General features: G+C 74.1%; 19 protein-coding genes. 13 read left to right on the top strand and 6 right to left on the bottom strand.

The genetic code is table 11. The annotated features are described in order from the left end of the window. Positions 1 to 40: 40 nt before the first annotated feature. The 4 genes from WIS52_RS11570 (at position 41) to WIS52_RS11585 (ending at position 4,453) form a co-directional block, all read left to right on the top strand. Positions 41 to 754 carry a FadR/GntR family transcriptional regulator gene (locus WIS52_RS11570; RefSeq protein WP_349298181.1) on the top strand — a complete coding sequence of 238 codons (714 nt, stop codon included), beginning with the start codon at positions 41 to 43 and terminating at the stop codon, positions 752 to 754. A gap of 200 nt (positions 755 to 954) precedes the next feature. Next, positions 955 to 1,548, top strand: a complete 594-nt coding sequence (gene mscL, locus WIS52_RS11575) for a large conductance mechanosensitive channel protein MscL (protein ID WP_349298182.1) — start codon at positions 955 to 957, stop codon at positions 1,546 to 1,548. Positions 1,549 to 1,715: 167 nt separating this feature from the next. Continuing rightward, complete coding sequence (locus WIS52_RS11580) at positions 1,716 to 3,131, top strand: APC family permease (RefSeq protein WP_349298183.1); 1,416 nt, start codon at positions 1,716 to 1,718, stop codon at positions 3,129 to 3,131. A gap of 101 nt (positions 3,132 to 3,232) precedes the next feature. Beyond that, a complete protein-coding gene (locus WIS52_RS11585) occupies positions 3,233 to 4,453 on the top strand; it encodes a macrolide family glycosyltransferase (RefSeq protein WP_349298184.1) in 1,221 nt (406 codons plus the stop codon). A 4-nt stretch (positions 4,454 to 4,457) separates the two neighbouring features. On the opposite strand, the gene WIS52_RS11590 is transcribed toward WIS52_RS11585, so the two are convergent. Together WIS52_RS11590 and WIS52_RS11595 are read right to left on the bottom strand one after the other, a co-directional pair. Further along, positions 4,458 to 5,438 carry a zinc-dependent alcohol dehydrogenase family protein gene (locus WIS52_RS11590; protein WP_349298185.1) on the bottom strand — a complete coding sequence of 327 codons (981 nt, stop codon included), beginning with the start codon at positions 5,436 to 5,438 and terminating at the stop codon, positions 4,458 to 4,460. Between the two features lie 54 nt (positions 5,439 to 5,492). Beyond that, positions 5,493 to 6,443 (bottom strand): NADP-dependent oxidoreductase, encoded by a 951-nt coding sequence (locus WIS52_RS11595; RefSeq protein ID WP_349298186.1) that lies wholly within the window; start codon positions 6,441 to 6,443, stop codon positions 5,493 to 5,495. A gap of 274 nt (positions 6,444 to 6,717) precedes the next feature. Here WIS52_RS11595 and WIS52_RS11600 point away from each other — a divergent pair, with 274 nt between their 5' ends. The 4 genes from WIS52_RS11600 to WIS52_RS11615 all read left to right on the top strand — a co-directional run bounded on the left by WIS52_RS11600 (position 6,718) and on the right by WIS52_RS11615 (position 12,998). Then, entirely contained in the window at positions 6,718 to 7,137 is a 420-nt protein-coding gene (locus tag WIS52_RS11600; RefSeq protein ID WP_349298187.1) for an STAS domain-containing protein, read from the top strand. After that, positions 7,138 to 7,845, top strand: a complete 708-nt coding sequence (locus WIS52_RS11605; protein ID WP_349298188.1) for a hypothetical protein — start codon at positions 7,138 to 7,140, stop codon at positions 7,843 to 7,845. A 248-nt stretch (positions 7,846 to 8,093) separates the two neighbouring features. Continuing rightward, entirely contained in the window at positions 8,094 to 12,485 is a 4,392-nt protein-coding gene (locus WIS52_RS11610) for a Pls/PosA family non-ribosomal peptide synthetase (protein WP_349298189.1), read from the top strand. 120 nt (positions 12,486 to 12,605) lie between these two features. Further along, the gene (locus WIS52_RS11615; RefSeq protein ID WP_349298190.1) at positions 12,606 to 12,998 is read left to right on the top strand and encodes a group I truncated hemoglobin; all 393 of its coding nucleotides are present in this window, start codon (positions 12,606 to 12,608) and stop codon (positions 12,996 to 12,998) included. Between the two features lie 13 nt (positions 12,999 to 13,011). On the opposite strand, the gene WIS52_RS11620 is transcribed toward WIS52_RS11615, so the two are convergent. Continuing rightward, on the bottom strand, positions 13,012 to 13,416 hold the full coding sequence (locus WIS52_RS11620) for a hypothetical protein (protein ID WP_349298191.1): 405 nt from the start codon (positions 13,414 to 13,416) through the stop codon (positions 13,012 to 13,014). A gap of 159 nt (positions 13,417 to 13,575) precedes the next feature. Between WIS52_RS11620 and WIS52_RS11625 the strand changes: the two genes are divergently transcribed. Continuing rightward, positions 13,576 to 14,415 (top strand): SDR family NAD(P)-dependent oxidoreductase, encoded by an 840-nt coding sequence (locus tag WIS52_RS11625; RefSeq protein WP_349298192.1) that lies wholly within the window; start codon positions 13,576 to 13,578, stop codon positions 14,413 to 14,415. Between the two features lie 17 nt (positions 14,416 to 14,432). Here the strand turns inward: WIS52_RS11625 and WIS52_RS11630 are convergent, their stop codons facing one another. Then, positions 14,433 to 15,728: an aspartate aminotransferase family protein gene (locus WIS52_RS11630; protein WP_349298193.1), complete on the bottom strand. Its 1,296-nt coding sequence runs from the start codon at positions 15,726 to 15,728 to the stop codon at positions 14,433 to 14,435. A 116-nt stretch (positions 15,729 to 15,844) separates the two neighbouring features. On the opposite strand from WIS52_RS11630, the gene WIS52_RS11635 reads away from it, so the two are divergent. From WIS52_RS11635 to WIS52_RS11650, 4 genes are all read left to right on the top strand, one after another. Then, complete coding sequence (locus tag WIS52_RS11635; RefSeq protein ID WP_349298194.1) at positions 15,845 to 16,945, top strand: sodium:calcium antiporter; 1,101 nt, start codon at positions 15,845 to 15,847, stop codon at positions 16,943 to 16,945. A gap of 16 nt (positions 16,946 to 16,961) precedes the next feature. Then, the gene (locus WIS52_RS11640) at positions 16,962 to 17,120 is read left to right on the top strand and encodes a hypothetical protein (protein WP_349298195.1); all 159 of its coding nucleotides are present in this window, start codon (positions 16,962 to 16,964) and stop codon (positions 17,118 to 17,120) included. 49 nt (positions 17,121 to 17,169) lie between these two features. Then, a complete protein-coding gene (locus WIS52_RS11645; RefSeq protein WP_349298196.1) occupies positions 17,170 to 18,006 on the top strand; it encodes a MerR family transcriptional regulator in 837 nt (278 codons plus the stop codon). A 199-nt stretch (positions 18,007 to 18,205) separates the two neighbouring features. Next, positions 18,206 to 18,541, top strand: a complete 336-nt coding sequence (locus tag WIS52_RS11650) for a DUF3040 domain-containing protein (RefSeq protein ID WP_349298197.1) — start codon at positions 18,206 to 18,208, stop codon at positions 18,539 to 18,541. 22 nt (positions 18,542 to 18,563) lie between these two features. Here WIS52_RS11650 and WIS52_RS11655 read toward each other — a convergent pair whose 3' ends face one another. Next, positions 18,564 to 19,463 (bottom strand): LLM class flavin-dependent oxidoreductase, encoded by a 900-nt coding sequence (locus WIS52_RS11655; RefSeq protein ID WP_349298198.1) that lies wholly within the window; start codon positions 19,461 to 19,463, stop codon positions 18,564 to 18,566. Further along, a complete protein-coding gene (locus WIS52_RS11660) occupies positions 19,460 to 21,655 on the bottom strand; it encodes an LLM class flavin-dependent oxidoreductase (RefSeq protein WP_349298199.1) in 2,196 nt (731 codons plus the stop codon). Before WIS52_RS11660 ends, WIS52_RS11655 begins: the two co-directional genes overlap by 4 nt. Positions 21,656 to 21,663 lie beyond the last annotated feature (8 nt).

Consider the following 21,663-nt stretch of genomic DNA (forward strand, 5'->3'; position numbering starts at 1 on the left):
TTGTTACAGACGTAGGATGTTCGGATGGAAGGATGATCCGGTGCCTCTGGTCACAACACGACGCGGCGGCCTGGTCGACCAGGTGATCGCCCAGCTCCGGGACGCCATCTCCTCCGGCGAGTGGCCGGTCGGCCACCGCATCCCGCCGGAGGCGGAGCTGAGCGCGACCCTCGACGTCGGGCGCAACACCGTCCGGGAGGCCGTGCGGGCCCTCGCACACGGCGGGCTGCTGGAGGTCCGGCAGGGCGACGGCACCTACGTGCGCGCGACCACCGAGCTGTCCGGAGCCCTGCGCGCGCTGTGCGGGGCCGAGCTCCGCGAGGTCCTGGAGGTGCGGCGCACGCTCGAGGTGGAGGCCGCGCGGCTCGCCGCCACCCGTCGCACGGACGCCGACGTGGCCGCGCTGCGGGCGGCACTCGCCGAGCGGGACGCCGCCGTGGCCGACGCCGCGACCGTGGCCCCGCACGAGGGCGGGCCGGCCGGGACCGCTGCGATGGAGCGGGCAGCCCGGGCCGACACCGACTTCCACCTCGCGGTCGTCGGGTGCGCGGGCAACGGGCTGCTCACCGAGCTCTACCGCGGCGTCGTGGAGGCGGTGGCCGGCAGCGTCGCCGCGACCATGCCGGACACGGTGGGCACCGACCGGGACGTCTCGCACGACGGTCTGGTCGAGGCGATCGCCGACGGTGACGTCGAGCGAGCCGCCCGCGAGGCCGGCGACTTCCTCGAGCGGCTGATCGCCGAACGCGGCTGATCGCCGAACGCGGCCGGTCGCCGGACGCCGGCGCCCCCGGACGGCAGCCGCCCGTCGCCGGTGTCCGCCCCGCTCGTCGCTCGTGCCGTCCCACCCGCCGCGGTCCGGCGGCCACGCCCGGCAGCGGCGCCGGACCCGGGTTAGCCTCCCTCGCCGGAGAGGATCTCCGTCCCCCGACGATCCACGAGGAGTGCTCCGGCGTGCTCAAGGGCTTCAAGGAATTCCTGCTGCGCGGGAACGTGATCGACCTGGCCGTGGCGGTCGTCATCGGCGCGGCGTTCACCGCCGTGGTGACGTCGTTCACCCGGTCGTTCCTGGAGCCGCTGCTCCGGTTGTTCTCCGGTGGGACCGACGCGATCCCGCCCGGCACGATCCCGCTCACCGACGCGGTGCAGCTCGACTACGCGAGCTTCCTCAACGCGATCATCACCTTCCTCATCACCGCTGCGGTGATCTACTTCCTGGTCGTCTTCCCGATGAAGTGGCTGCAGGAGCGCCGGATCCTGGGCAAGGAGGAAGAGGTCCCGCCGACCGACTCCGAGCTGCTCACCGAGATCCGCGACCTGCTGCGCGCGCAGGCCGAGCGGGACGCGGCACGGTCGGCGACGCCGGGCCGTGGTCCGGGTGACCCGTTCGGGGTCCCGCCGGCACCCGGCTCGGACGCCGTCGCGCGGGTCCCGGGCGGCTACCCCGGTGGCCACCCGGGCGGCCCCGTCCGGCAGCCGTACCCGGACACCCCGATGGGCGCCCCGGGAGGCCCCGGAGCCCCTGTCCCGCCCCGGCACGCGCGCTGAGACCTTCGGCCGGGCCGGCGGCGTGCGACCCCGCCGGCCCGGCACGGTGACACCCCGGGCCCCGGCTCGAATCCGGCACGCAACCCTTTCGGGTCGACACGGCGACATCCCCCATTCAGGATGTTCGGCGACGACGGGACACACCCGCCGCGGAGGGGATCGCTCCGATGGCCGAGGCCACCGCACCGACGACCGGTGAGGGCCAGCCCACCCTCCGCCGGGTGATGGGCCCGAAGCTGCTGCTGCTGTTCATCGTCGGCGACATCCTGGGCACCGGGATCTACGCCCTGGTCGGCCAGGTCGCCGAGGAGGTCGGCGGCGCGGCGTGGCTGCCGTTCCTGGTCGCCTTCGCGGTCGCGATGCTCACCGCGTTCTCCTACCTGGAGCTGGTGACCAAGTACCCACAGGCCGCGGGCGCCGCGCTGTACGCACACAAGGCGTTCGGCATCCACTTCCTGACCTTCATGGTCACCTTCGTGGTGATGTGCTCGGGCATCACCTCGGCGTCGACGGCGTCGCGGGCGTTCGCGTCGAACCTCAACGAGGGCTTCGGCCTCGACCTGGGCAACGGCGGGATCGTGCTGATCGCGCTCGGCTTCATGGCGGTGGTCGCGGCGGTGAACTTCCGCGGCGTCGGCGAGAGCGTGCGGCTCAACGTCGTGCTCACCCTCGTCGAGCTCTCCGGCCTGCTGCTGGTGATCCTCGTCGGGGTGTTCGCGATCGCCGGCGGCAACGCCGACTGGTCCCGGGTGATCGCCTTCGACACACCCGAGGACAAGGGCGTGTTCCTGGCGATCACCTCGGCCACCTCGCTGGCCTTCTTCGCCATGGTCGGGTTCGAGGACTCGGTCAACATGGCCGAGGAGTGCCACGAACCACGCCGGATCTTCCCGAAGATCATGATCAGTGGCCTCACCATCACCGCCGTGATCTACGTGCTGGTCGCGATCTGCTCGGTCGCGCTGGTCCCGGTCGGCCCGCTGGCCGCGAGCGAGACCCCGCTGGTCGAGGTGGTCCGGGCCGGCGCGCCGGGCATCCCCGCCGACGTCGTGCTGCCGTTCATCTCGATGTTCGCGGTGGCCAACTCGGCCTTGATCAACATGCTGATGGCCTCCCGGCTGCTCTACGGGATGGCCAACCAGGCCGTCCTGCCCCAGCAGCTGGCCCGGGTGCACCCCTTCCGGCGCACCCCGTGGGTCGCGATCGTGTTCACCACGCTGATCTCGTTCGCGCTGATCTCCTACGTGTCGCTGGACACCGACTCCGACGTCGTCGCCGCGCTCGGCGGGACCACCTCCCTGCTGCTGCTCGCGGTGTTCGCGATCGTCAACGTCGCGGTGCTGGTACTGCGGAAGGACCGGGTGGACGCCGACCACTTCCGTGCCCCACCCGGCCTGCCGGTCGTCGGCGCGATCACCAGCTTCTACCTGGTGCTGCCGATCTCCGGACGGGACGCGATCCAGTACGAGATCGCCGGGATGCTGCTGGTGCTCGGACTGGTGCTCTGGGGCGTGACGATCCTGCTGAACCGCCGGCTCGGGGTGCGGCGGTCGACGCTGGACCCGTCGAAGCTGGACGGGTGAGCCAGGTCTCCCGCCGGGTTCGTCCGGCGGGAGGCCCGATGCCCGGCCGGTGCCCGTTCGTCCGGACGACCTGCGCCGGGATCACTGCCAGCATCGACGCCATGCGCAGCAGGCACTTCACCTTCGTCTGCATGCCCGCCGTCGGGCACGTGTTCCCGACGCTCCCGCTGGTCGCCGAGCTCGTGCGCCGCGGGCACCGGGTCACCTACGCGACCGGGACGGCGCTGCTGGACGCGGTCCGGTCCGCCGGCGCCGACGCCGTCGAGGTGCCGTTCGTGATGCCCGAGCACGCGCCGGCACCGCCGCCGGGTGAGCCGCCGACACAGGAGCAGCTCCGCACCCGCCTCGAGGTCTTCGCCGGCTCCGTCGAGTCGGTGTTCCCGGTGCTGACCGCGATGCTGGCCGACGACCCACCGGACGCGGTCTGCGGCGACGCGCTGATCCCGGTCGGGGCCCTGGTCGCGCGGGCACGGGAGCTGCCCTACGTGACCCTGCGCCCGACGCTGGCCACCGGCGGCGGGTTCTCGATGCGCGACATGCTCACCCCGGACGACCCGATGACCCGGGCGATGGCCGAGGTCTTCGCGCACAACGGGGAACGCATCGCCGCCTTCGCGCGCGAGCACGGCCTGGAGCCGGTCGGCTTCGACGTCCCGGCCGCCCTGACGCTGGTGTTCGTCCCCCGGGAGTTCCAGATCGCCGGGGACACCTTCGACGACTCGTTCGCGTTCCTCGGCCACGCGCTCGGGTCCCGCGCGCACGAGCAGTGGCACCCGCCGCCGCTCGCCGACCCGGACGGGCCGCTGCTGCTGGTGTCGCTGGGCACCACGTTCAACGACCGGCCGGAGTTCTTCCGGACCTGCGTCGAGGCGTTCGACGACGGCGTGTGGCAGGTCGTCATGTCCATCGGCGACCGGGTCGACCCGGCGGCGCTCGGCCCGCTGCCGGGCAACGTCGTCGCGGCGCCGTACGTGCCGCAGATCGCGGTACTGCGCCGGGCACGGGCGTTCGTGACGCACAGCGGGATGGGGTCGACGCTGGAGGCGCTGCTGCTCGGCGTGCCGCAGGTCGGGGTGCCGCAGATGGTCGAGCAGTACGTGAACGCCGGCCGGGTCGACGAGCTCGGGCTGGGTCGCCGGCTCGACCCCGCGACCCTCGACGCGCCGACCCTGCGGGCGGCAGTGGACGCGGTCGCCGGTGACCCGGCGATCCGCGCCGCGGTCGAGGCGTTCGGCGCGCGGATGCGGGAGGTCGACGGGCCGGCCGTCGGTGCGGACGCCCTGGAGCGCTTCACGGCACAGCGCTTCACGGCACGGTGCTGACCAGCTACGGCGTCAGGACGATCTTGCCGACCTGGGCGTTCGACTCCAGGTGCTCGTGCGCCTCGACGACCCGGTCGAGCCCCTCGAAGACCCGGTCGACCTGCGGGGTGAAGTCCCCGCCGCGCATCCCGGCGGCGACGAACGCGGCGGCCCGGCGCAACCGTTCCTCGTCGTGGGTCATCGCGAACAGCGTGAAGCTGCGCACGACCAGGTCCGGCAGTGTCGCCGTCGGGAAGATCGTGGGTTCGCCGGACAGCCGGCCGTGGATGACGATCGTGCCGTCCGGGCGGACCGCCCCGGCCATCGTCTCGACCCCGGGGCCGGCGACGGCGTCGAACACCACGTCCAGGCCCCGCCCGCCGGTGATCTCCCGGCAGCGCGCGACCAGGTCCTCCTCCCCGGTCGCGACGACGTGCGCGGCGCCGGCGTCGAGCAGCGCGCCCGCCTTGGCCCGGCTGCGGCTGGTCGCGATCGGGACGGCGCCGATCCGGTTCGCGGTGGCGATCGCGGCCAGCCCGACGCTCGACGACGCCGCGGTGATCAGGACGTGGTCGCCGGGCCGCAGCACCCCAGGTTCGAGCAGCCCCGCGTAGGCGACCAGGAACGGCATCCAGGTCGCGGCCCCGGTGACCGCGTCGACCGGACGCGCGACCAGCGCGCGGGCGGGCACCCGGGCCCGGTCGCCGTAGACGGTGAAGTCGTTCATCGAGAACGCCGGGACGACGCTGACCGGGTCCCCCACCGCCCAGCGGGTCACCCCGTCCCCGAGGGCGGCGACCGTGCCCGCGGCCTCGTAACCGAGCCCGGCCGGGAGCCGGGTCGGTTCGATGTACTCGCCGCGCCGGAACATCGACTCGGCCCGGTTGAGCCCGATCGCCTCGACGTCGACGACGACCTCACCGGGCCCCGGGACCGGATCGGGTTCCTCGACGACCGTCAGCACCCCGGGCCCGCCGAGCTCGTGGAAACGAACGACCCTGTTCATGACGACCACCCTGCCCACCGCACCGGGCCGGGCGCCCCGTCCGAACGGCCCGGATCAGCGTCCCTGCGGCAGCAGGACGATCTTGCCCGCGGTGTGCCGCTTCTCCAGCTCGGTGTAGGCGTCGCGGACGTCGTCGAGCGGGTAGCCGGCCGCGATCGGGATCTCGACGACGCCGTCCGCGACCAGCTCGCCGAGCTCGGCCATGTTCTCCCGGCTCGCCGCGGCCGCGGTGCCGTCCCCGTTCACCCCGTACTCCGAGACGGCGTCGAAGTCGGCGATCGTGTTGATCCGGGCGGCCGGGACGCCCAGCTCGCGGGCGATCGCGACGTAGCCACCGCCGTACAGGTCGACCCAGGCGTCGATGTGCTCCGGCGCGGCGGCGCGCACGTTCGCCCCGGTCTCCGCGGCGTCGGCGCCGTAGGCCGCCGGGGTCACACCCATCGCGCGCAGCCGGGCGTGGTGGGGCTCCGAGGCGATGCCGACGACCTCGGCGCCGCGCGCGGCGAGCAGCTGCACCGCGATCTGACCGACGCCGCCGGCCGCGCCCGAGACGACGACGGTCTCGCCCGGCTGCGGGTCGACCGCCTCCACCGACCCGACGGCCGCCATCCCCGCCACGTAGAGCGCACCGGCGGTCGCGACGTCCAGACCCGCGGGCCGCGGGAGCACCTGCTCGGCGGGCACGGTCACGTACGTCGCGTGCGAGGCCCGCTCGTCGGTCCAGCCGAACACGTCGTCGCCGGGCTCGAGCCCGGTCACACCGTCCCCGACCGCGACGACCGTGCCGGCCCAGTCGCTGCCCTCCCCGGACGGGAACGTCGTGGGGAACACCTCGGCCAGCGCGCCCGAGCGGATGAAGGCCTCCCCCGGGTTGATGCCTGCGGCACCCACCTCGACCAGCACCCTGCCGGGCGGCGGGTCCTCCACCTCGACGTCGGTCACGTACAGCTCGTCCACATCGCCGTAGCGGTCGAAACGCACCGCGCGGCCGGTCCGTGTGCTCATGACCGCTGGGGTTCCCCGCTCCGCGGCGATGCACTCGCACCCGACGGGCCCGGTCGCACCAGGCCCGCGCAGGCCGGATCGCGGGCCGGTCCGCACGGGCGGTGACCAGGGCTCCACCGGCAGGGTCGAACCGGAGGTGGGCCGGTGCGGATCCGGCCCGATCTCGGTACCGTGAGCGCATCGCAGACCATGCCGCTCCGTCCCGGACGCACGGCCCCGCCCGTCACGCTCCGCAGGGCCGGCGCCCGCTGCTGCCCGGATACGGAGGGCCGGCGTGAGCACCGCCGACCGCGCCCGGGAGCTGCGCCCCGCCGACCGGACGAGCTGGCCGGCGCCGGCGTCGCGGGTGCAGCTGCGGGCGCACGAGCCCCGGTCCGGGGTCAGCGTGCTCGAGGTCATCGGCGAGGTCGACCTAACCGAGGCCGACGCGATCCGTGAGCGGATGACCGAGCTGCTGCGTGAGGCCCGGACCGGCCGGGCCGTGCTGGATCTCTCGGGTGTCGGTTTCCTGGGTTCGCACGGCCTGACCGCGGTGGTCCACTCCTCCCGCGCCGCGACCGAGGCGGGGATCCGGCTGGACGGGGTCACCGGTCCCGGGAACCGAGCGGTGATCAGGCCGGTCCGGATGACCGGTCTCGACCAGCTCATCGCCTGGTTCCCGGACCTGGACGCCGCGCTCGCCGAGGACGCCTGAGTGCCCGTGGCTCCCGACGGCCGCCCGGTCGCGGTGGTGTTCGCCGACGCGTGGACCCGCCCGTCGGAGTCCGATCACACCGACGACACCGAGTCCGTCGCGGCGCTGCTGCGCGCCGGCCGGCACGGCTTCGACGTCCGGACCGCGGGCCCGGCCGGGGAGCGATCGCTGCGGGACGCGCTGGCCGACCCGTCGACGGTGCTGTTCGCCTACCCGGGCGCGGACGGCGACGACGAGACCGCGTTCCGGCGGCTGCGCCGCGACCGGGGCGCGATCCGGCGCTTCGTCCGGGGCGGCGGCCGCTACCTCGGGGTCTGCATGGGCGCGTTCCTCGCCGAACGCGGTTTCCTCGACCTGCTCGACGGCCGGGTGGAGGAGTACTGGTCCCGCAAGGGGGCCACGGTGACCACACCGGACCCTTCCCTGGTGACGGTCAGCTGGCGCGGCCGGGACCGGACGTTGTACTTCCAGGACGGCGGCGCCATCGTGCTGCCCCGCCGGACCCGGCGGGACGCCGAGGTACTGGCGACCTATCCGGACGGTCCGGCCGCGGCGGTGGTCACCTCGTTCGGCGACGGCGCGATCGGGCTCGTCGGGCCGCACCCGGACGCCCCGCGGTCCTGGTTCGACGACCACGGACTCGACCACCCCGGGGACGCCGACGACCTGGGCCAGGATCTCCTCGACACGCTCATGGCGCGCCGCTGACCAGCGGGGATCTACTCCTACGTACGCCGGCCCGCGCTGGTTCACCTGTTTGCGAGTGATAATCCCCACCTCCCTCCGGTCCATTTCGTACACGTTTCGGTGGGTAGTCCTGGCTCATGTCCGACGTGTCCAGACGAGCCGTGCCCGGTGGGGTGGGCGACGACGGGAGCCCGGGGAGCGCACCGCTGGTCGTCCGTCGCGATCTCCCGTACACCCCGTCGCCGGAGCCCAGGCCCACGCCGAGCCCGATGCCCCGGCGGGAGCTCGACGGCCGCGTCCTGGTGCCCGGCGCGACGCTCGAGGCACCGCGGACCCGCCCCGGCGAGCACCTGGCCGAAGTGTTCGAGGAGGCCGTGGACCGGCACCCGGACGCCGTCGCCGTCGACACCGGCGACCGGGAGCTGACCTACCGCGACCTCGACGGCCGTGCCGACCGGCTGGCCCGGCACCTGCGCGACCGCGGGCACGGGCCCGGCACGGTCGCCGGGCTGCTGCTCGACGACCCGGTCGAGACCTACACGGCGATGCTCGGCGCGCTGAAGGCCGGCGTCACCTTCGTGCCGCTCGACGTGGGCTTCCCCGGAGACCGGATCGACTACATCCTCCACGACTCCGCGGCCGGGCTGCTGCTCACCACCCGCTCCGCGCGGGACGCGGTCGAGGGGATCGGCGCCGAGGTCGAGACGCTGGTCGTCGACGGCGACGAGGCCGGGGGTATCGCGGACCGTCCGGCCACCAGGCTCGACCCCGCCGACCGGCGCGACGGCACCGAGCACCCCGCCTACCTGATCTACACCTCCGGCTCGACCGGCCGCCCCAAGGGCGTGGTGATCGGACACCCGGCGATCTGCAACTTCGTCCGGGTCGCCGCCGACGAGTACGGCGTGCGCGGCGACGACCGGATGTACCAGGGCCTGACCCTGGCGTTCGACTTCTCGGTCGAGGAGATCTGGACCGCGTTCCTGGTCGGGGCCACCCTGGTGCCGAAACCGCCCGGGGCCTCCATGGTCGGCGAGGAGCTGCACGACTTCCTCGCCGAGCGCCGGGTCACCGCGATGTGCTGCGTCCCGACCCTGCTCGCCACCCTCGACGCCGACCTCGACGACCTGCGCTTCCTGCTCGTCTCCGGCGAGGCCTGCCCGCAGGACCTGGTCCGCCGCTGGTACCGCGACGACCGGCGGTTCCTCAACGTGTACGGGCCGACCGAGGCCACCGTGACCGCGACCTGGACCGAGCTGCACCCGGACCGGGCGGTCACCATCGGCGAGCCGCTGCCGACCTACGCCGTCGTCGTGCTGGACACCGGGGACGACGACCCGGGGGACGACGACCCGGCGGCCGGCGCCGGCGGTCCGGCGCGGGCGCTGCCGTTCGGCGAGACCGGTGAGATCGCGATCGCGGGTGTCGGGCTCGCCGAGGGTTATCTGAACCGCGACGAGAAGACCGCCGAGGTCTTCGTCGACGACGTCCTGGATCTCCCGCACAACCCGTCGGGACGGCTCTACCGGACCGGGGACCTCGGCCGGGTCGACTCCTCCGGGGAGATCGAGTACCAGGGCCGGATCGACCTGCAGGTCAAGATCCGCGGGTACCGGATCGAGATCGGCGAGATCGAGGCCGTGCTGCAGGACCACCCCGCGGTCGCGATGGCCGTCGTCGACACCTACGAGGCGACGCCGGGGACCCCGGAGCTGGTCGGCTACTACAGCGTGGCCCGCGACGCGGACGCCCCCGACCCCGACGAGCTGCGCGACACCCTCCGGGACCGGTTGCCGTCCTACATGGTGCCGACCTACCTCGAGCACCTCGACCGCATCCCGATGACGACCAGCGACAAGGCGGACCGGAAGAACCTGCCCGCCCCGTCCGGTGGCCGGATCGCGAGCTCCGGGCCGGTCGTCGCGCCGGAGACCGACGTCGAGCGTGGCCTGGCCGCCGAGCTCGCCACCGCGCTCGGCGCGGACGTCGCCGAGATCTCGGTGACCGCCGACGTGTTCGACGACCTCGGCGCCACCTCGCTGCTGATGGCCGGCTTCACCGCGGCCGTGCGCCGCCGTGGCGACCTGCCCACCGTCGCCGCCCGCGACGTCTACCGGAACCCGACGGTCCGCGGGCTCGCGGCCGCGCTCGGTGATCCGCCGGCCACGACCGGGGACGCCCCGGCGCCGCGGGTCGAGCCGGTGCGGCCGCGGCCGGTGGCGCACGCGCTGACCGGGACCGGGCAGCTGCTGTTCCTGCTCGCCGGCGGGTTCGCGTTCGCGGTCACCATGGTCGCCGGCTACCGCTGGATCTCCGCGGGACCGGACGCCGGCGCCCTCGTCGGACGGTCCGCCGTCTGGTCGGCCGGGGTGCTCGCCGCCGTCGTGCTCCTCCCGGTGCTCGTCAAGTGGACGGTCGTCGGCCGGTTCCGGACCGGATCCGTGCCGCTGTGGGGGTTCGGGCACTTTCGGTTCTGGGTGGTCAGCACGCTGATCCGGTCGAGCCCGATGGTGCTGCTCGCGGGCACCCCGCCGTACCAGTGGTGGCTGCGACTGCTGGGTGCCCGGATCGGCCGGAACACCGCGATCTTCACCCGCAACGTCCCGGTCGCGACCGACCTGATCCGGATCGGACGTCGCACCGTCGTGTACCCGGAGACGTCGCTGCAGGGGTACCGGGCGGTGCCGGGGGCGCTTGAGTTCGGCACCGTCGAGATCGGCGACGACTGCGTGGTCGGTGAGGCGTCGGTGCTGGACACCTGGACCGGCATGGAGGGCGGTGCCCAGCTGGGACACGCCTCGGCGCTGCGCTCCGGGCACACCGTCCCGGCCGGCGAGGTCTGGCACGGCTCACCCGCCGGCGCCGCCGACGCCGACTACCGGACCGCGCCCCCGTCGGGAGCGGGGCGCGCCCGCCGGTTCGTCTACAGCGGATTCGTCGTCGGCGGTGGGTGGCTGCTCGGGACCGCGCTGCTGGCGCTGACGACCTGGCTGTTCTCCCGGTTCGCGCCCGAGGTGGCCGGCTGGATCGGCCTGACCGCCGCGCAGCTCGGGATGCACTGGTGGTTCTTCGCCGTCGGCGCCCTCGCCGTGATGGCGCTCTATCTGCTCGCGGTACTGGGTGCGACGCTCGTCGTCCTGGTGGTGCCGCGGGTGGCGTCGCTGCTGGTGCGGCCGGGCGAGACCTACGCACTGTTCGGGATCCGGCACCTCGCCCAGCAGATCGTGACGGGCCTGTCGAACTCCCGGTTCCTGGTGCTGATGCTCGGGGACAGCTCGTTCGTCACCGGCTACCTGCGCGCGCTCGGCTACGACCTGGGACGGATGCAGCAGACCGGGTCGAACTTCGGCACACAGCTGCGCCAGGAGGCACCGCACCTGTCGTCGGTCGGCGGCGGGACGATGGTGTCCGACGGGCTGCGGATCATGAACACCGACCTGTCGCACGACTCGTTCCGGGTCCGCCCGGTCGAGGTCGGCGAGCGGAACTTCGTCGGCAACGACGTGCACTTCCCGCCGGACGCCCGGACCGGGGAGAACGTCCTGCTGGCGACGAAGGTGATGGTGCCGACCGAGGGCCCGGTCCGCTCCGACGTCGGCCTGCTCGGGTCCCCGCCGATGGAGATCCCGCGCACCGGCGCGGGCCCGCACCCGAACCACCCGGACACCGACGAGGAGCTGGCCCGGCGGCTGCGGTCGAAGAACCTCTACAACACGACGACGCTGCTCACGACCCTGTTGGTCCGCGCGTTCGGTGTCGCGCTGGCGCTGGTCCCGATCGGTTTCACCGTCGCGCTGTGGCCGTCCTGGGGACTGTGGGCGCTCGGGCCCGCGGTGTTCCTCGGCCCGCTGCTGCTGATGGCCTGGTCGGCACTGCTGGAACGGGCCACCCTCGGCTTCCGCGGGCTGCAGCCGCGCACCGCGTCGATCTACGACCGCTACTTCTGGTTCCACGAACGGCTCTGGAAGCTCTACGTCCGCCCGGTCCTGGCCGGCAGCCCGCTGCTGGTCTGGCGCAACCGGCTCGCCGGTCTGCCCGCCGGCCGGCGGGTGTTCGACGACGGTGCCTCGCTGCCGGAGAAGAGCCTGGTCACGATCGGCGACGACGCCGTACTCAACGCCGGTTCGGTGATCCAGTGCCACTCGCTGGAGGACGGCCGCTTCGAGTCCGGACGGGTGCGGGTCGGCGACGGCGCGTCGATCGGGGTGCAGGCGTTCGTGCACTACTCGACCGAGATCGGCGACGGCGCGCGGCTGGCCGCCGACTCGTTCCTCATGAAGGGCGAGCAGGTCGGCCCCGGTGAGTCCTGGGGCGGCAACCCGGCCGAGCCCGAGTCCGCCGACGAGCCGCCGGCGCCGGATCACCGCTCCGTTGCGCCGGTGTCCGACGCCGGGCAGGACATCCCGGGATCGGAGGACCCGGCGGGCCCGCGCCGTCTGACCGACGAGGTGTTCCTGTCCCGGGTCCAGCGGCAGCTGGGGGTGCACGACCTGGACCAGGCGACCTCCGCCTCGGTGGCGGTGCTGGAGACCGTCGCCGGGAGCCTCGACGCGGGCGGGCGGGCGGCCCTGGCCGACCGGCTGCCGCCCGGGCTGCGCGCGCGGGTCCCGGCCCTCCACGACGGACTGCACTCCCCCGGGCAGCACGCGATCGCCGACTGAGGCCGGACGGACCGGTTGTGCACCATTGACGTCGTCGGCCGGACCGGGCACCGTGGATGTGATCGTCGTCATACGATCGCGTCCCGGTACCGCCGCCTGCACGACGGAGTGGAGCAGCGCATGCCCGAGAAGTCCCTGTTCGAGCGCCTCGGTGGCACCTACGCCATCGCCGGCGCGGTGGACGTGCTCGTCGACCGCCTCTTCGCGAGCGCCTCGGTCAACGCCAACGAGGCGGTGCACGCCCACCACGGTGACCCGGCGAACGCCCCGGGCTACAAGTTCCTGGTCACGGCGTGGTCGATCGAGGCGACCGGCGGCCCGTCGTGCTATCCCGGCCTGGACATGGAACGGGCGCACGCGACCCTCGACATCACCGACGAGCAGTTCGACGCCGTCGCCACCGAGATCGACGCGACCCTGAACTTCCTCGCCGTCCCGGCGGCCGAGCGCGCGGAGTTCATGGAGATCATCGAGAGTTTCCGGCCGCAGGTCGTCGCGGGCGCGGCGGCCTGAACGCGGCGCCCCGTCACCGCAACGACCAGACGCACCCGCCGTCGAAGACGACGGTCTCGCCGTCGAGCAGCCGGGCCGCGGCCGGGCCGTGCACCGTCGCCTCCGCGACCGTCTCGCCGCCGGTTCCGGAGCGCTGGTAGCGGCACGACTGACCGTCGGGCCCGGGCCCCGGGGTGACGTAGTCGCCTGCGTGCAGATCCGCCCCGACCAGGTACTCGCCGATCTCGGCGACGGCGACGGGCGCCGTGACCCGGTCGGTGCCGTTCGCCTCCAGGAGCAGTCCTCGCAGCAGGACGAGACCGGTGGCGATCACCACCGGGAGGGTGAGCACCAGCAGCAGCCAGCGGCGGCTCGTCGCGTACCCGCCCGCTCGCGCGCGCTCCGCGTAGTACCGCTCGTAGGGTCCGTCGTTCCGCATGCACCTGCCGTTCTCGCACCCGGAGCATCGCGTCCGGTGCGGGGTCGTTAGCGGGTCGTTCCACTGTGGCGGCAAGTCCGACCGATCGGAGCAGTCGTGCGGCCCGGCGGCCCGGCGACGATCATGGGGCTCCATCCACCGCACGGACCCGGGAGCCCGATGAGGACGTTCGCCGACCGCACCGCCGCCGTCACGGGAGCCGCGTCCGGCATCGGCCGCGCGCTCGCCGGCCGGCTGGCCCGCGAGGGCTGCCACCTCGCGCTCGCCGACGTCGACGCCGACGGGCTCGCCGCCACCACCGCGGGCCTCACCGGCACCGGCGTGCGGGTCACCAGCACGGTGCTCGACGTCGCCGACGAACAGGCCGTGCACGGCTGGGCGGCGACGGTCGTCGCGGAACACGGCGGGGTGAACCTGCTGGTCAACAACGCCGGCGTCGCGCTGTCCGGGACCGTCGCGAGCCTGTCCACTGCGGACTACCGCTGGGTCATGGACGTCAACTTCTGGGGCGTGCTGTACGGGACGACGGCGTTCCTGCCGCACCTGGAGGCGTCCGGCGAGGGGCACGTGGTGAACGTGTCGAGCGTGTTCGGGCTGTTCGCGCAGCCCCTGATGAGCGGGTACAACGCCAGCAAGTACGCGGTGCGCGGGTTCACCGAGTCACTGCGGCAGGACCTGGAGCTGACCGGCTCCCCCGTGTCGGCGACCTGCGTGCACCCCGGCGGGATCCGGACCGCGATCGCCCGCTCGGCCCGGGTCGACCCGAGCGCCGGCGCCGCACTCGGACAGGACGCCGGCGCGGCGGCGGCCGGCTTCGAGAAGCTGCTGCGGACGAGCCCGGACCGTGCGGCGCGGACCATCCTGGACGGGGTCCGGCACGACCGGCGCCGGGTGCTGATCGGCCCCGACGCCCGGGTGCTCGACGCGCTCGTGCGGGTACTGCCCACCGGCTACCAGCGCATCGTCACCCGCGCCGTCCGCTCCCGCCGCACCCGCTGACGCGGCCGGCGGCGCCGCTACGGGGAGGTGTCGGTCAGGGCCTTGTCCAGGATGGACACCCCGCGTTCGATCTCGGCCTCGGTCGCGGTCAGCGGCGGGGCGATCCGGAAGGTCCCGCCCATCCCGGGCAGCTGCACGATGTTCATGTGCAGCCCCAGCTCGGCGCAGCGCCGGGTGACGGCCGCGCCGAGCCGGTCCGCGCCGCCGGCCCGGTCGTCGTCGGGAGCCAGCTCCAGCCCGACCATCAGACCCCGGCCGCGGACGTCGGCGATCGCCGCGTGCCGGCCGGTGAGCTCGTCGAGACCGCGCTGCAGCAGCCCGCCGAGCTCGCGGGCGCGCAGGTCGAGCCGGTCCCGGCCCAGCACCTCGAGGACGGTGTTGCCGACCGCGGCGGTCAGCGGGTCGTTGACGTGGGTGGTGAAGAACAGGTAGCCGCGCTCGTGGGCCCGGGCCTCGATCTCCGCGCTGGTCACCACGGCGGACAGCGGCAGCCCGGCACCGAGGGTCTTGGACAGGGTGAGGATGTCCGGGACGACGCCGTCGCGCTGGAACGCGTACCAGTCGCCGGTGCGGCACAGCCCGGTCTGGGCCTCGTCGATGATGAGCAGCATGCCGCGCTCGTGGCACTTGTCCCGCAGCGCGGCCAGATAGCCCGGCGGCAGGTCGACGACGCCGCCGGAGGACAGGATCGGCTCGACCAGGCACGCGGCGAGGCTGCCGGACGACTGGGCGTCGACCAGGTCGAAGCCCAGGTCGAGCTGGCGGCGCCAGTCCAGGTTCCCGTCGGCGTCGACGACGTCGGGGCGGAACCGGTCCGGCACCGGAAGCGCGAAGTTGCCCGGAGCGGCGGGGCCGTAGCCGGTCCGCCCGGCGACGTAGGTGGCCCCCGCGGCGCCCTGGGTCATCCCGTGCCAGGACCGGGCGAACGACACGATCTCGTGCCCGCCGGTGACGAGCTTGGCCATCCGCAGCGCGGCCTCGTTCGCCTCCGCCCCGGTCGAGAGCAGCATCGTCTTCTCCAGCGGGTCCGGCAGCGTCGCCGCCAGCCGCTCGGCGAGCTCCAGGACGGGCCGGGAGAGCATCCCGCTGTGCAGGTGGTCGAGCCGGCCGATCTGCTCGCGCACGCACGCGACGATCTCCGGGTGCGAGTGGCCGAGGATCGCGCTCATCTGCCCGGAGGTGAAGTCGAGCAGCTCGCGGCCGTCCTCGAGGAACACCGAGCTCCCCACCGCCCGGTCGACGACGCCCGGGGCGAACGGCCCGTGGCCCGAGTAGCGGATCAGGTGGGCCTCGGGAGCACTGGTGTCCGACATGGCGGGAACGCTACGAACCACCCCACCTGCGTGTCCACACATCAGCCTGGCGTTGCATAGCGCAACGTTTGGTCGCATCATCGTTCGATCTCCGGCAGCCGGCGAGGGGTGGACGCATGATCCCGGTGGTCGAGTTCGTCCTGGGCGTCGCGGTGCTCGTCTACAGCGCCGAGAAGCTCATCGGCCACCTGGTCCGCGTGGCCAGCCGCTGGACGGTGTCGCTGTTCCTCGTCGCGGTCGTCTTCACCGGCATCGAGTTCGACGACCTCGCGTTCGGCATCGTGCTGAACCTCGAGGACCTCAGCAACGTCGCGCTCGGCACGGTGATCGGCACGACGATCGCGCTGACCGGCATCGTGCTCGCCCTCGCGGCGATCATCGCGCCGACACCGGTGGAGGTGCCGCGGGACTATCTCGTCCTCTACGTCCTCGCGCCGGTCGTGATGTTCCTGCTCGCGCTGGCCGGGGCGCTGACGGTCGCGGTCGGCGTCGTCCTCGTGCTGCTGTTCGTGGCGTTCGTCGGCTGGATCGCCTACCGCGAGTACTCGTCACGACGGCCGATCTGGCGCAACGCCGAGCTCTACGAGCAGCTCGAACGGGCCGGGGTCACACCCGGCGGGACGGCGGCCCGCAACGGCACCACCGGCACGGCGACGACCGGGAGCGGCCCCGGCCGGCCCGCCCGATTCGACCTCCCGCCGGACCTGCGCGTCGACCAGGGTTTCCTCAAGGCCCGGCGGCAGTCCCGCGGCGCCTCGATCGGGCTCGCCGTCGTCGCGCTGGCCGGGCTGGTCGTCGGCGCCGTGGTCGCCGGGCGGGGCACCGAGGGCATCCTGACCACGTTCGACATCGACGGCACCGTCTTCGGGGTCACGATCGCGACGATCGCCCTGTCCCTGGAGGACGTCTTCATCACCGTGGAGCCGTCCCGGCGGGGCGCCCCGGAGATCGCCGTCGCGAACGTCCTGGGCAGCGTCGTGTTCTCGGTGACCGGCAAGCTCGGGATCATCCTGCTGGTCGGCGGGGCGATCACCGTCGAACGGCAGACCCTGATCTGGCACCTGCCCGTGCTGCTGGGCATGACCGTGCTCTCCGCGATCTTCCTCGCGACGGGGCGGCTGCGCCGGTGGCACGGCGTCGTGCTGCTGATCCTGTACCTCGCCTACTTCGTCGTCAGCCTCACGGCGTTCGGCGGCGTGCCGATCGACACCGACTGACCCGGCGGGAGGAGCCATGCTGACGAGGGACCGGGTGTGGGCCGCCCTGGCGATCGTGGCGGCGATCGCCGGCCTCGTGCTGGTGCTGGGGACCTCCGGCGACGACGACTCCTCACCGGCCGGCAGCCAGGTCGGCACGTCGCAGGTCGCGCCACCACCCGCCGACGACGACTGACCGGCTCGGGCTGGACCTTCCACCCGGTCGAAGGCCTACCGTCGCCGCCATGACCGGCTACCGCATCTCCGGCCTCGCCGAGAAGGCCGGGGTCCCCGCCACGACGCTGCGCTACTACGAGGCGCGGGGGTTGCTCCCCGCCCGTCGTACCGCGGCCGGCTACCGCAGCTACGACGACGGCGACCTCGAACGGCTCGGGTTCATCACGGCCGCGAAGGAGCTCGGCGTCCCGCTCGCCGGGATCCGGGAGCTGCTCGACGCCCGGCGGGACGGCCCCTGCCGGGACGTGCGGCACCGGCTGCTGCGCCTGGTCGCCGACCGGGCGACCGACGTCGACGCGCGCAGCCGGGCGCTGTCCGGCATCCGGCACCGCCTGACCGCGACCCGCGCCCGGCTCGACGCGATGCCGGAGCGGGACGGGCCGTGCGGTCCGGACTGCGCGTTCCCCGCCGATCGGGGTGCGGAGACCGTCCGCACGGGCGGAGACGCGGCGGCGGCATCACGCCGTCCCCCGCCGGCGGGAGCGGCGAGCGCTCGGTGGGCCTCGCCGGCGGGCGACGGGGCGGTGGCGGTCGCCGCCGCGGACCCGCCGATCGCCTGCTCGCTCCCGGCCGGTGGGTACGCCGACCGGGCCCGCGACTGGCACGCCGCCCTGGCCGGGATCCCGTCCGGGCGGCTCGCGGACGGCACCGTCCGGGCCGAGATCCCGCACGCCCGGATCCCCGCGATCGCGGCCCTGATCGCCGCCGAGGCGGAGTGCTGCCCGTTCCTCACTCTCACGCTGACCGTGACCGGCCGGGGCGCCCGCCTCGACGTGACGGCCCCACCCGACGCCTACGCCCTCGTAGCCGGCCTGTTCCCGGAGGCCCACGCCCCGGTCCGGTGAGCGCTCGCCCGATCACTCCGACCGGGCGAGTGCCGCGATCGTCGTCCGGGTTCCGTCCGGTGCCGCCGTCGGCACCGATCGGCACCGAGGCGGTGATCAGAGGCGGCTCGGGGAGCGATTCACCCGCATCGGATGAGGCCCGGCCCCGGCCCGGATCGGGAGCATCACCGCGTCCGCCGTCGTCTGCACCGGAGGCGCCGTGAGCAGCAGCACCAACGGCACACCACCGCCGAACGGAAGACCACCGCCCGGAACGGGTCCGCTGACGCGCCGCGAACGACGGCGGCTGCGCGAGATCGAGGCCGCCCTCGACGGCGATCCCACGATGCGGCTCCTGTTCGGCCGGGACGCGGGCGCGACGCGCCGGACCGTGCTGATGCGGGCGTGCCGGTGGTCGCTGGTCACCGGGGTCGTCCTCATCGTCCTCGGCTTCGCCCTGTCCGGGGCCGGGCTCGTGTTGTGGGGCATGCTGGCCGCGCTGGTCATCGCCCCGATCGCCTGGTTCGTGGCCGAGCCCCGCTCCACGGACCCCTGAATCCACGGCCGGGCCGGCGCCCTCAGCCCTTCCGGGCGGCGGCGACGATCTCGCGGGCCCGCGGGGCGACCTCGCGGCCGAAGATCTCCAGCGCGCCCGGGTCGTCGGAGGTGAGGACGAACCCCGAGGTCCCGTGCTCGAGGGCGATCCCGGCCACCTGCTCGGCCCACCGCTCCGGCGGCCCGGCGAAGAGCCCGGTGCCGGAGCGGGTGAACTCGCCGCCGATGTTGAGCGACCGGGTGACCGCGGCCGGGGACCGGTCCGCCGCGGTGGCGGCCTCGTCGATGCGGGCGTTCATGTCGGGCAGCGACGCCGGACCGTCCGGCAGGTAGTTCAGCGACGGGAGCCAGCCGTCGGCGAGCCGGCCGGTCAGCCGGAGCATCCGGGGCTTGAGCGCTCCGATGTGGATCGGCACCGGGTGGGCCGGGGCCGGACCGCGCTTGGCGCCGTCGACACGGTGGAACTCGCCGTCGACACGGAGGACGCCGGGCTCGTCGACCGCCCAGATCCCCCGCATGATCGCGATCGCCTCCTCGGTGGCCCGCACCGCCTGGCCCGGTTCGAGCCGGCGGCCGCCCATCGCGACGATCGCGTCCCAGAACGCCCCGGCACCGAGCGCCATCTCGACCCGGCCGCCGCTGAGCCGGTCCAGGCCCGCGGCGGCACGGGCGAGGACCGCGGGCGGGCGCAGCGGCAGGTTGAGCACGTTCCCGCTGATCCGGATCCGCTCGGTGCGCGCGGCGACGAAGGACATCAGCGTCCAGGCGTCGGTGAACGCGGCCTGGTACGGATGGTCCTGGAACGTCACGAGGTCGAGACCGGCGCGCTCCGCGACGAGCGAGAGCTCGACCGGGCGCATCGGCGGGCGGGCGACCGGGGTGACGAAGCAGCCGAAGGTCAGCTCGTGTCCGTAGTCGGTCAACGCGGGCTCTCTTCCGGGGATCGGGACGGGGTGAGGGCGAAGTTGTCGTCGAACACGCCGTCGGGGTCGTAGGTCGCCTTGAGCTCGCGCAGCCGGGCGAGGGTCCGCGGCGGCCATGCCTGCTCGATGCGCTCGGGCCGCAGGCCCGACTCGAAGCTGAGATACATGCCGTCGAGGTACGGGGCGAGCAGCGCCCACTGCGCGTCGACGGCGTCGGCGTCGGCGCCCATCACGACCAGCGAGAAGTTCGCCTCCCGGTGGGCGTAGGCGGTGGCGTCCGGGTCGACGTCGGCGACCGCGCCGCCGACCGATCGCAGCTGGAACCAGTGCACGTCACCGCTGCGCAGCACACGGCTCGCGACCGACGCGAACTCGGGGGTGACGTGCCGCAGGAGCCCGCTGCGCGAGATCGGCTCGCCGCGGGAGACCGGGGCGTCGTCGCTCGCCCCTCCCATGATGTCGGCGTAGGTGGTGACGGTCACGTCCTGCTCGTACATCGGTGAGATCGCCGCCAGCGGCTCGAGCCGGGCCAGCACCGTGTCCGGGTCCCCGGAGTCGATCACGGTGCGGGAGATCGCCAGTGTCGACCGTCCGCGGCGCGACGGCGGCACGATGAGGAAGCTCGTGAGGTCGCGTGGGGAGTTCTCGACGAACCGGCCCCACTCGACGAGGTAGCGCGCGGTGTCCCGGGCGTCCTGGGTGAGCGCGGCGAACGCCACCGGGCCGACGACGTCGGCCTCGAACTCGAACGACGTCACGATCCCGAAGTTGGCCCCGGCGCCGCGGACGGCCCAGAACAGGTCGGGGTTCTCCTGCTCGCTGCAGCGCACCACCTCGCCGTCGGCGAGCACCATCTCCACCGCGCGCAGGTGGTCGATCGTGAGCCCGTGCGCGCGGGCCAGGTAGCCGAGGCCGCCCGCCGTGGCCAGCCCGCCGACGCCGACGCCGCCGTAGTCGCCCGAGCTGATCGCCCAGCCGTGCGGGGCCAGCGCGGTCGCGACGTCGGTCCAGCGCGCGCCCGGACCGATGCGCACCCGGCGGGTCGCCTCGTCGAGCACCTCGATCGTGTTCATCGGTGACACGTCGATGACGATGCCGCCGTCGTTGGTGGAACGGCCGGAGACGCCGTGCCCGGCGCTGCGCCGGGACAGCGGGAGGTCCGGGTGGCGACGGGCGAACCCCAGGGCCTTCACCACCTGCCCGGTCGTCGCCGCCTGCAGGACGATGCCCGGGGACCCGCCGCGCAGGTAGCCCGACCGCAGCCGCGCGTAGCCGAGGTCGCCCGGTTCGACGACCGCGGCCAGCCCGGCGGGGACGCCGTCGTAGTCGATGCCGGGACGGCGCCGGGCGAGCACGGACGAGCGCCGCACCCGGACCCCGGCCGCGCCCCGCGGGAACGCCGCGCCGGCGCCCGCGCGCACGGCCGGGACCACCTCGCGGGCGAACCGGACCAGGGTGTCGTGGTCGTCGGTGTCGAGCACGATCGTGCCCACCCCGTGCTCGACGACGAGCTCCCGCAGCTCGGTCGCCCAGGCCTCGACGGTCCGCCGCCCGGCCCGCCGCTGCACGGTGATCCACCGGCGGATCTCGCGCGGGTCGCGGCCGGCGTCCCGGGCCGCCCGGTCGACCAGGCGCATCCCCGCGGCGAGATCCTCGGTGGTCGTCAGGGGCACCGACCAGCCGTCGGCCCGGGCACCCGCCAGCCGCGCCAGGCCGGGGTCGGTCGGGTCCGGTCCGCCCACCGTGACCGGCACCTCGTGCGCGGGCGCGGCCTTCTGCGCCCCGGCGAGCCGGTGCCGGTCGCCCTGCACGCGGGCGAGCCCGCCGTCCAGGACGTTCCACAGCTCCTCGACCACGTCGAGGGTCTCGCAGGCGGCGCCCCCGGCCGTGAGGCCGAGCTCGACCCGGCCCCCGCTGAGGTGGTCGAGGCCCGCGACCGCCCGGGCCAGCATCGCCGGGTTCCGGGCGGTGTCGTCGTGCCCGCCGGTGGTCAGCCGGACCCGGGTGGTGACGCCGGCGATCCAGGACAGCAGCGTCCACGCCTCCGGGGCGGGGAGATCCGGCCGGTCACCGGCGACGACGAGGTCGAGACCCAGGTCCTCGGCCGAGCGGGCCCAGCGGACGGACCGCTCGGGGTCGGATCCCGTGGCCGGCAGCCGCACACCGAACTCGAGTGCGTGCCCGTGGTTCACGTCGCAGC

Origin of the sequence: Pseudonocardia nematodicida (genome assembly GCF_040105385.1) — a bacterium.
In the GTDB taxonomy this organism is placed as follows: Bacteria; Actinomycetota; Actinomycetes; order Mycobacteriales; family Pseudonocardiaceae; genus Pseudonocardia; species Pseudonocardia nematodicida.

Excerpts from the sequence above, each read along its gene's own strand:
- WIS52_RS11580 (WP_349298183.1), top strand. The coding sequence starts at position 1,716 with ATGGCCGAGGCCACCGCACCGACGACCGGTGAGGGCCAGCCCACCCTC.
- WIS52_RS11585 (WP_349298184.1), top strand. The coding sequence starts at position 3,233 with ATGCGCAGCAGGCACTTCACCTTCGTCTGCATGCCCGCCGTCGGGCAC.
- WIS52_RS11590 (WP_349298185.1), bottom strand. The coding sequence starts at position 5,438 with ATGAACAGGGTCGTTCGTTTCCACGAGCTCGGCGGGCCCGGGGTGCTG.
- WIS52_RS11595 (WP_349298186.1), bottom strand. The coding sequence starts at position 6,443 with ATGAGCACACGGACCGGCCGCGCGGTGCGTTTCGACCGCTACGGCGAT.
- WIS52_RS11610 (WP_349298189.1), top strand. The coding sequence starts at position 8,094 with ATGCCCCGGCGGGAGCTCGACGGCCGCGTCCTGGTGCCCGGCGCGACG.
- WIS52_RS11615 (WP_349298190.1), top strand. The coding sequence starts at position 12,606 with ATGCCCGAGAAGTCCCTGTTCGAGCGCCTCGGTGGCACCTACGCCATC.
- WIS52_RS11620 (WP_349298191.1), bottom strand. The coding sequence starts at position 13,416 with ATGCGGAACGACGGACCCTACGAGCGGTACTACGCGGAGCGCGCGCGA.
- WIS52_RS11625 (WP_349298192.1), top strand. The coding sequence starts at position 13,576 with ATGAGGACGTTCGCCGACCGCACCGCCGCCGTCACGGGAGCCGCGTCC.
- WIS52_RS11630 (WP_349298193.1), bottom strand. The coding sequence starts at position 15,728 with ATGTCGGACACCAGTGCTCCCGAGGCCCACCTGATCCGCTACTCGGGC.
- WIS52_RS11635 (WP_349298194.1), top strand. The coding sequence starts at position 15,845 with ATGATCCCGGTGGTCGAGTTCGTCCTGGGCGTCGCGGTGCTCGTCTAC.
- WIS52_RS11640 (WP_349298195.1), top strand. The coding sequence starts at position 16,962 with ATGCTGACGAGGGACCGGGTGTGGGCCGCCCTGGCGATCGTGGCGGCG.
- WIS52_RS11645 (WP_349298196.1), top strand. The coding sequence starts at position 17,170 with ATGACCGGCTACCGCATCTCCGGCCTCGCCGAGAAGGCCGGGGTCCCC.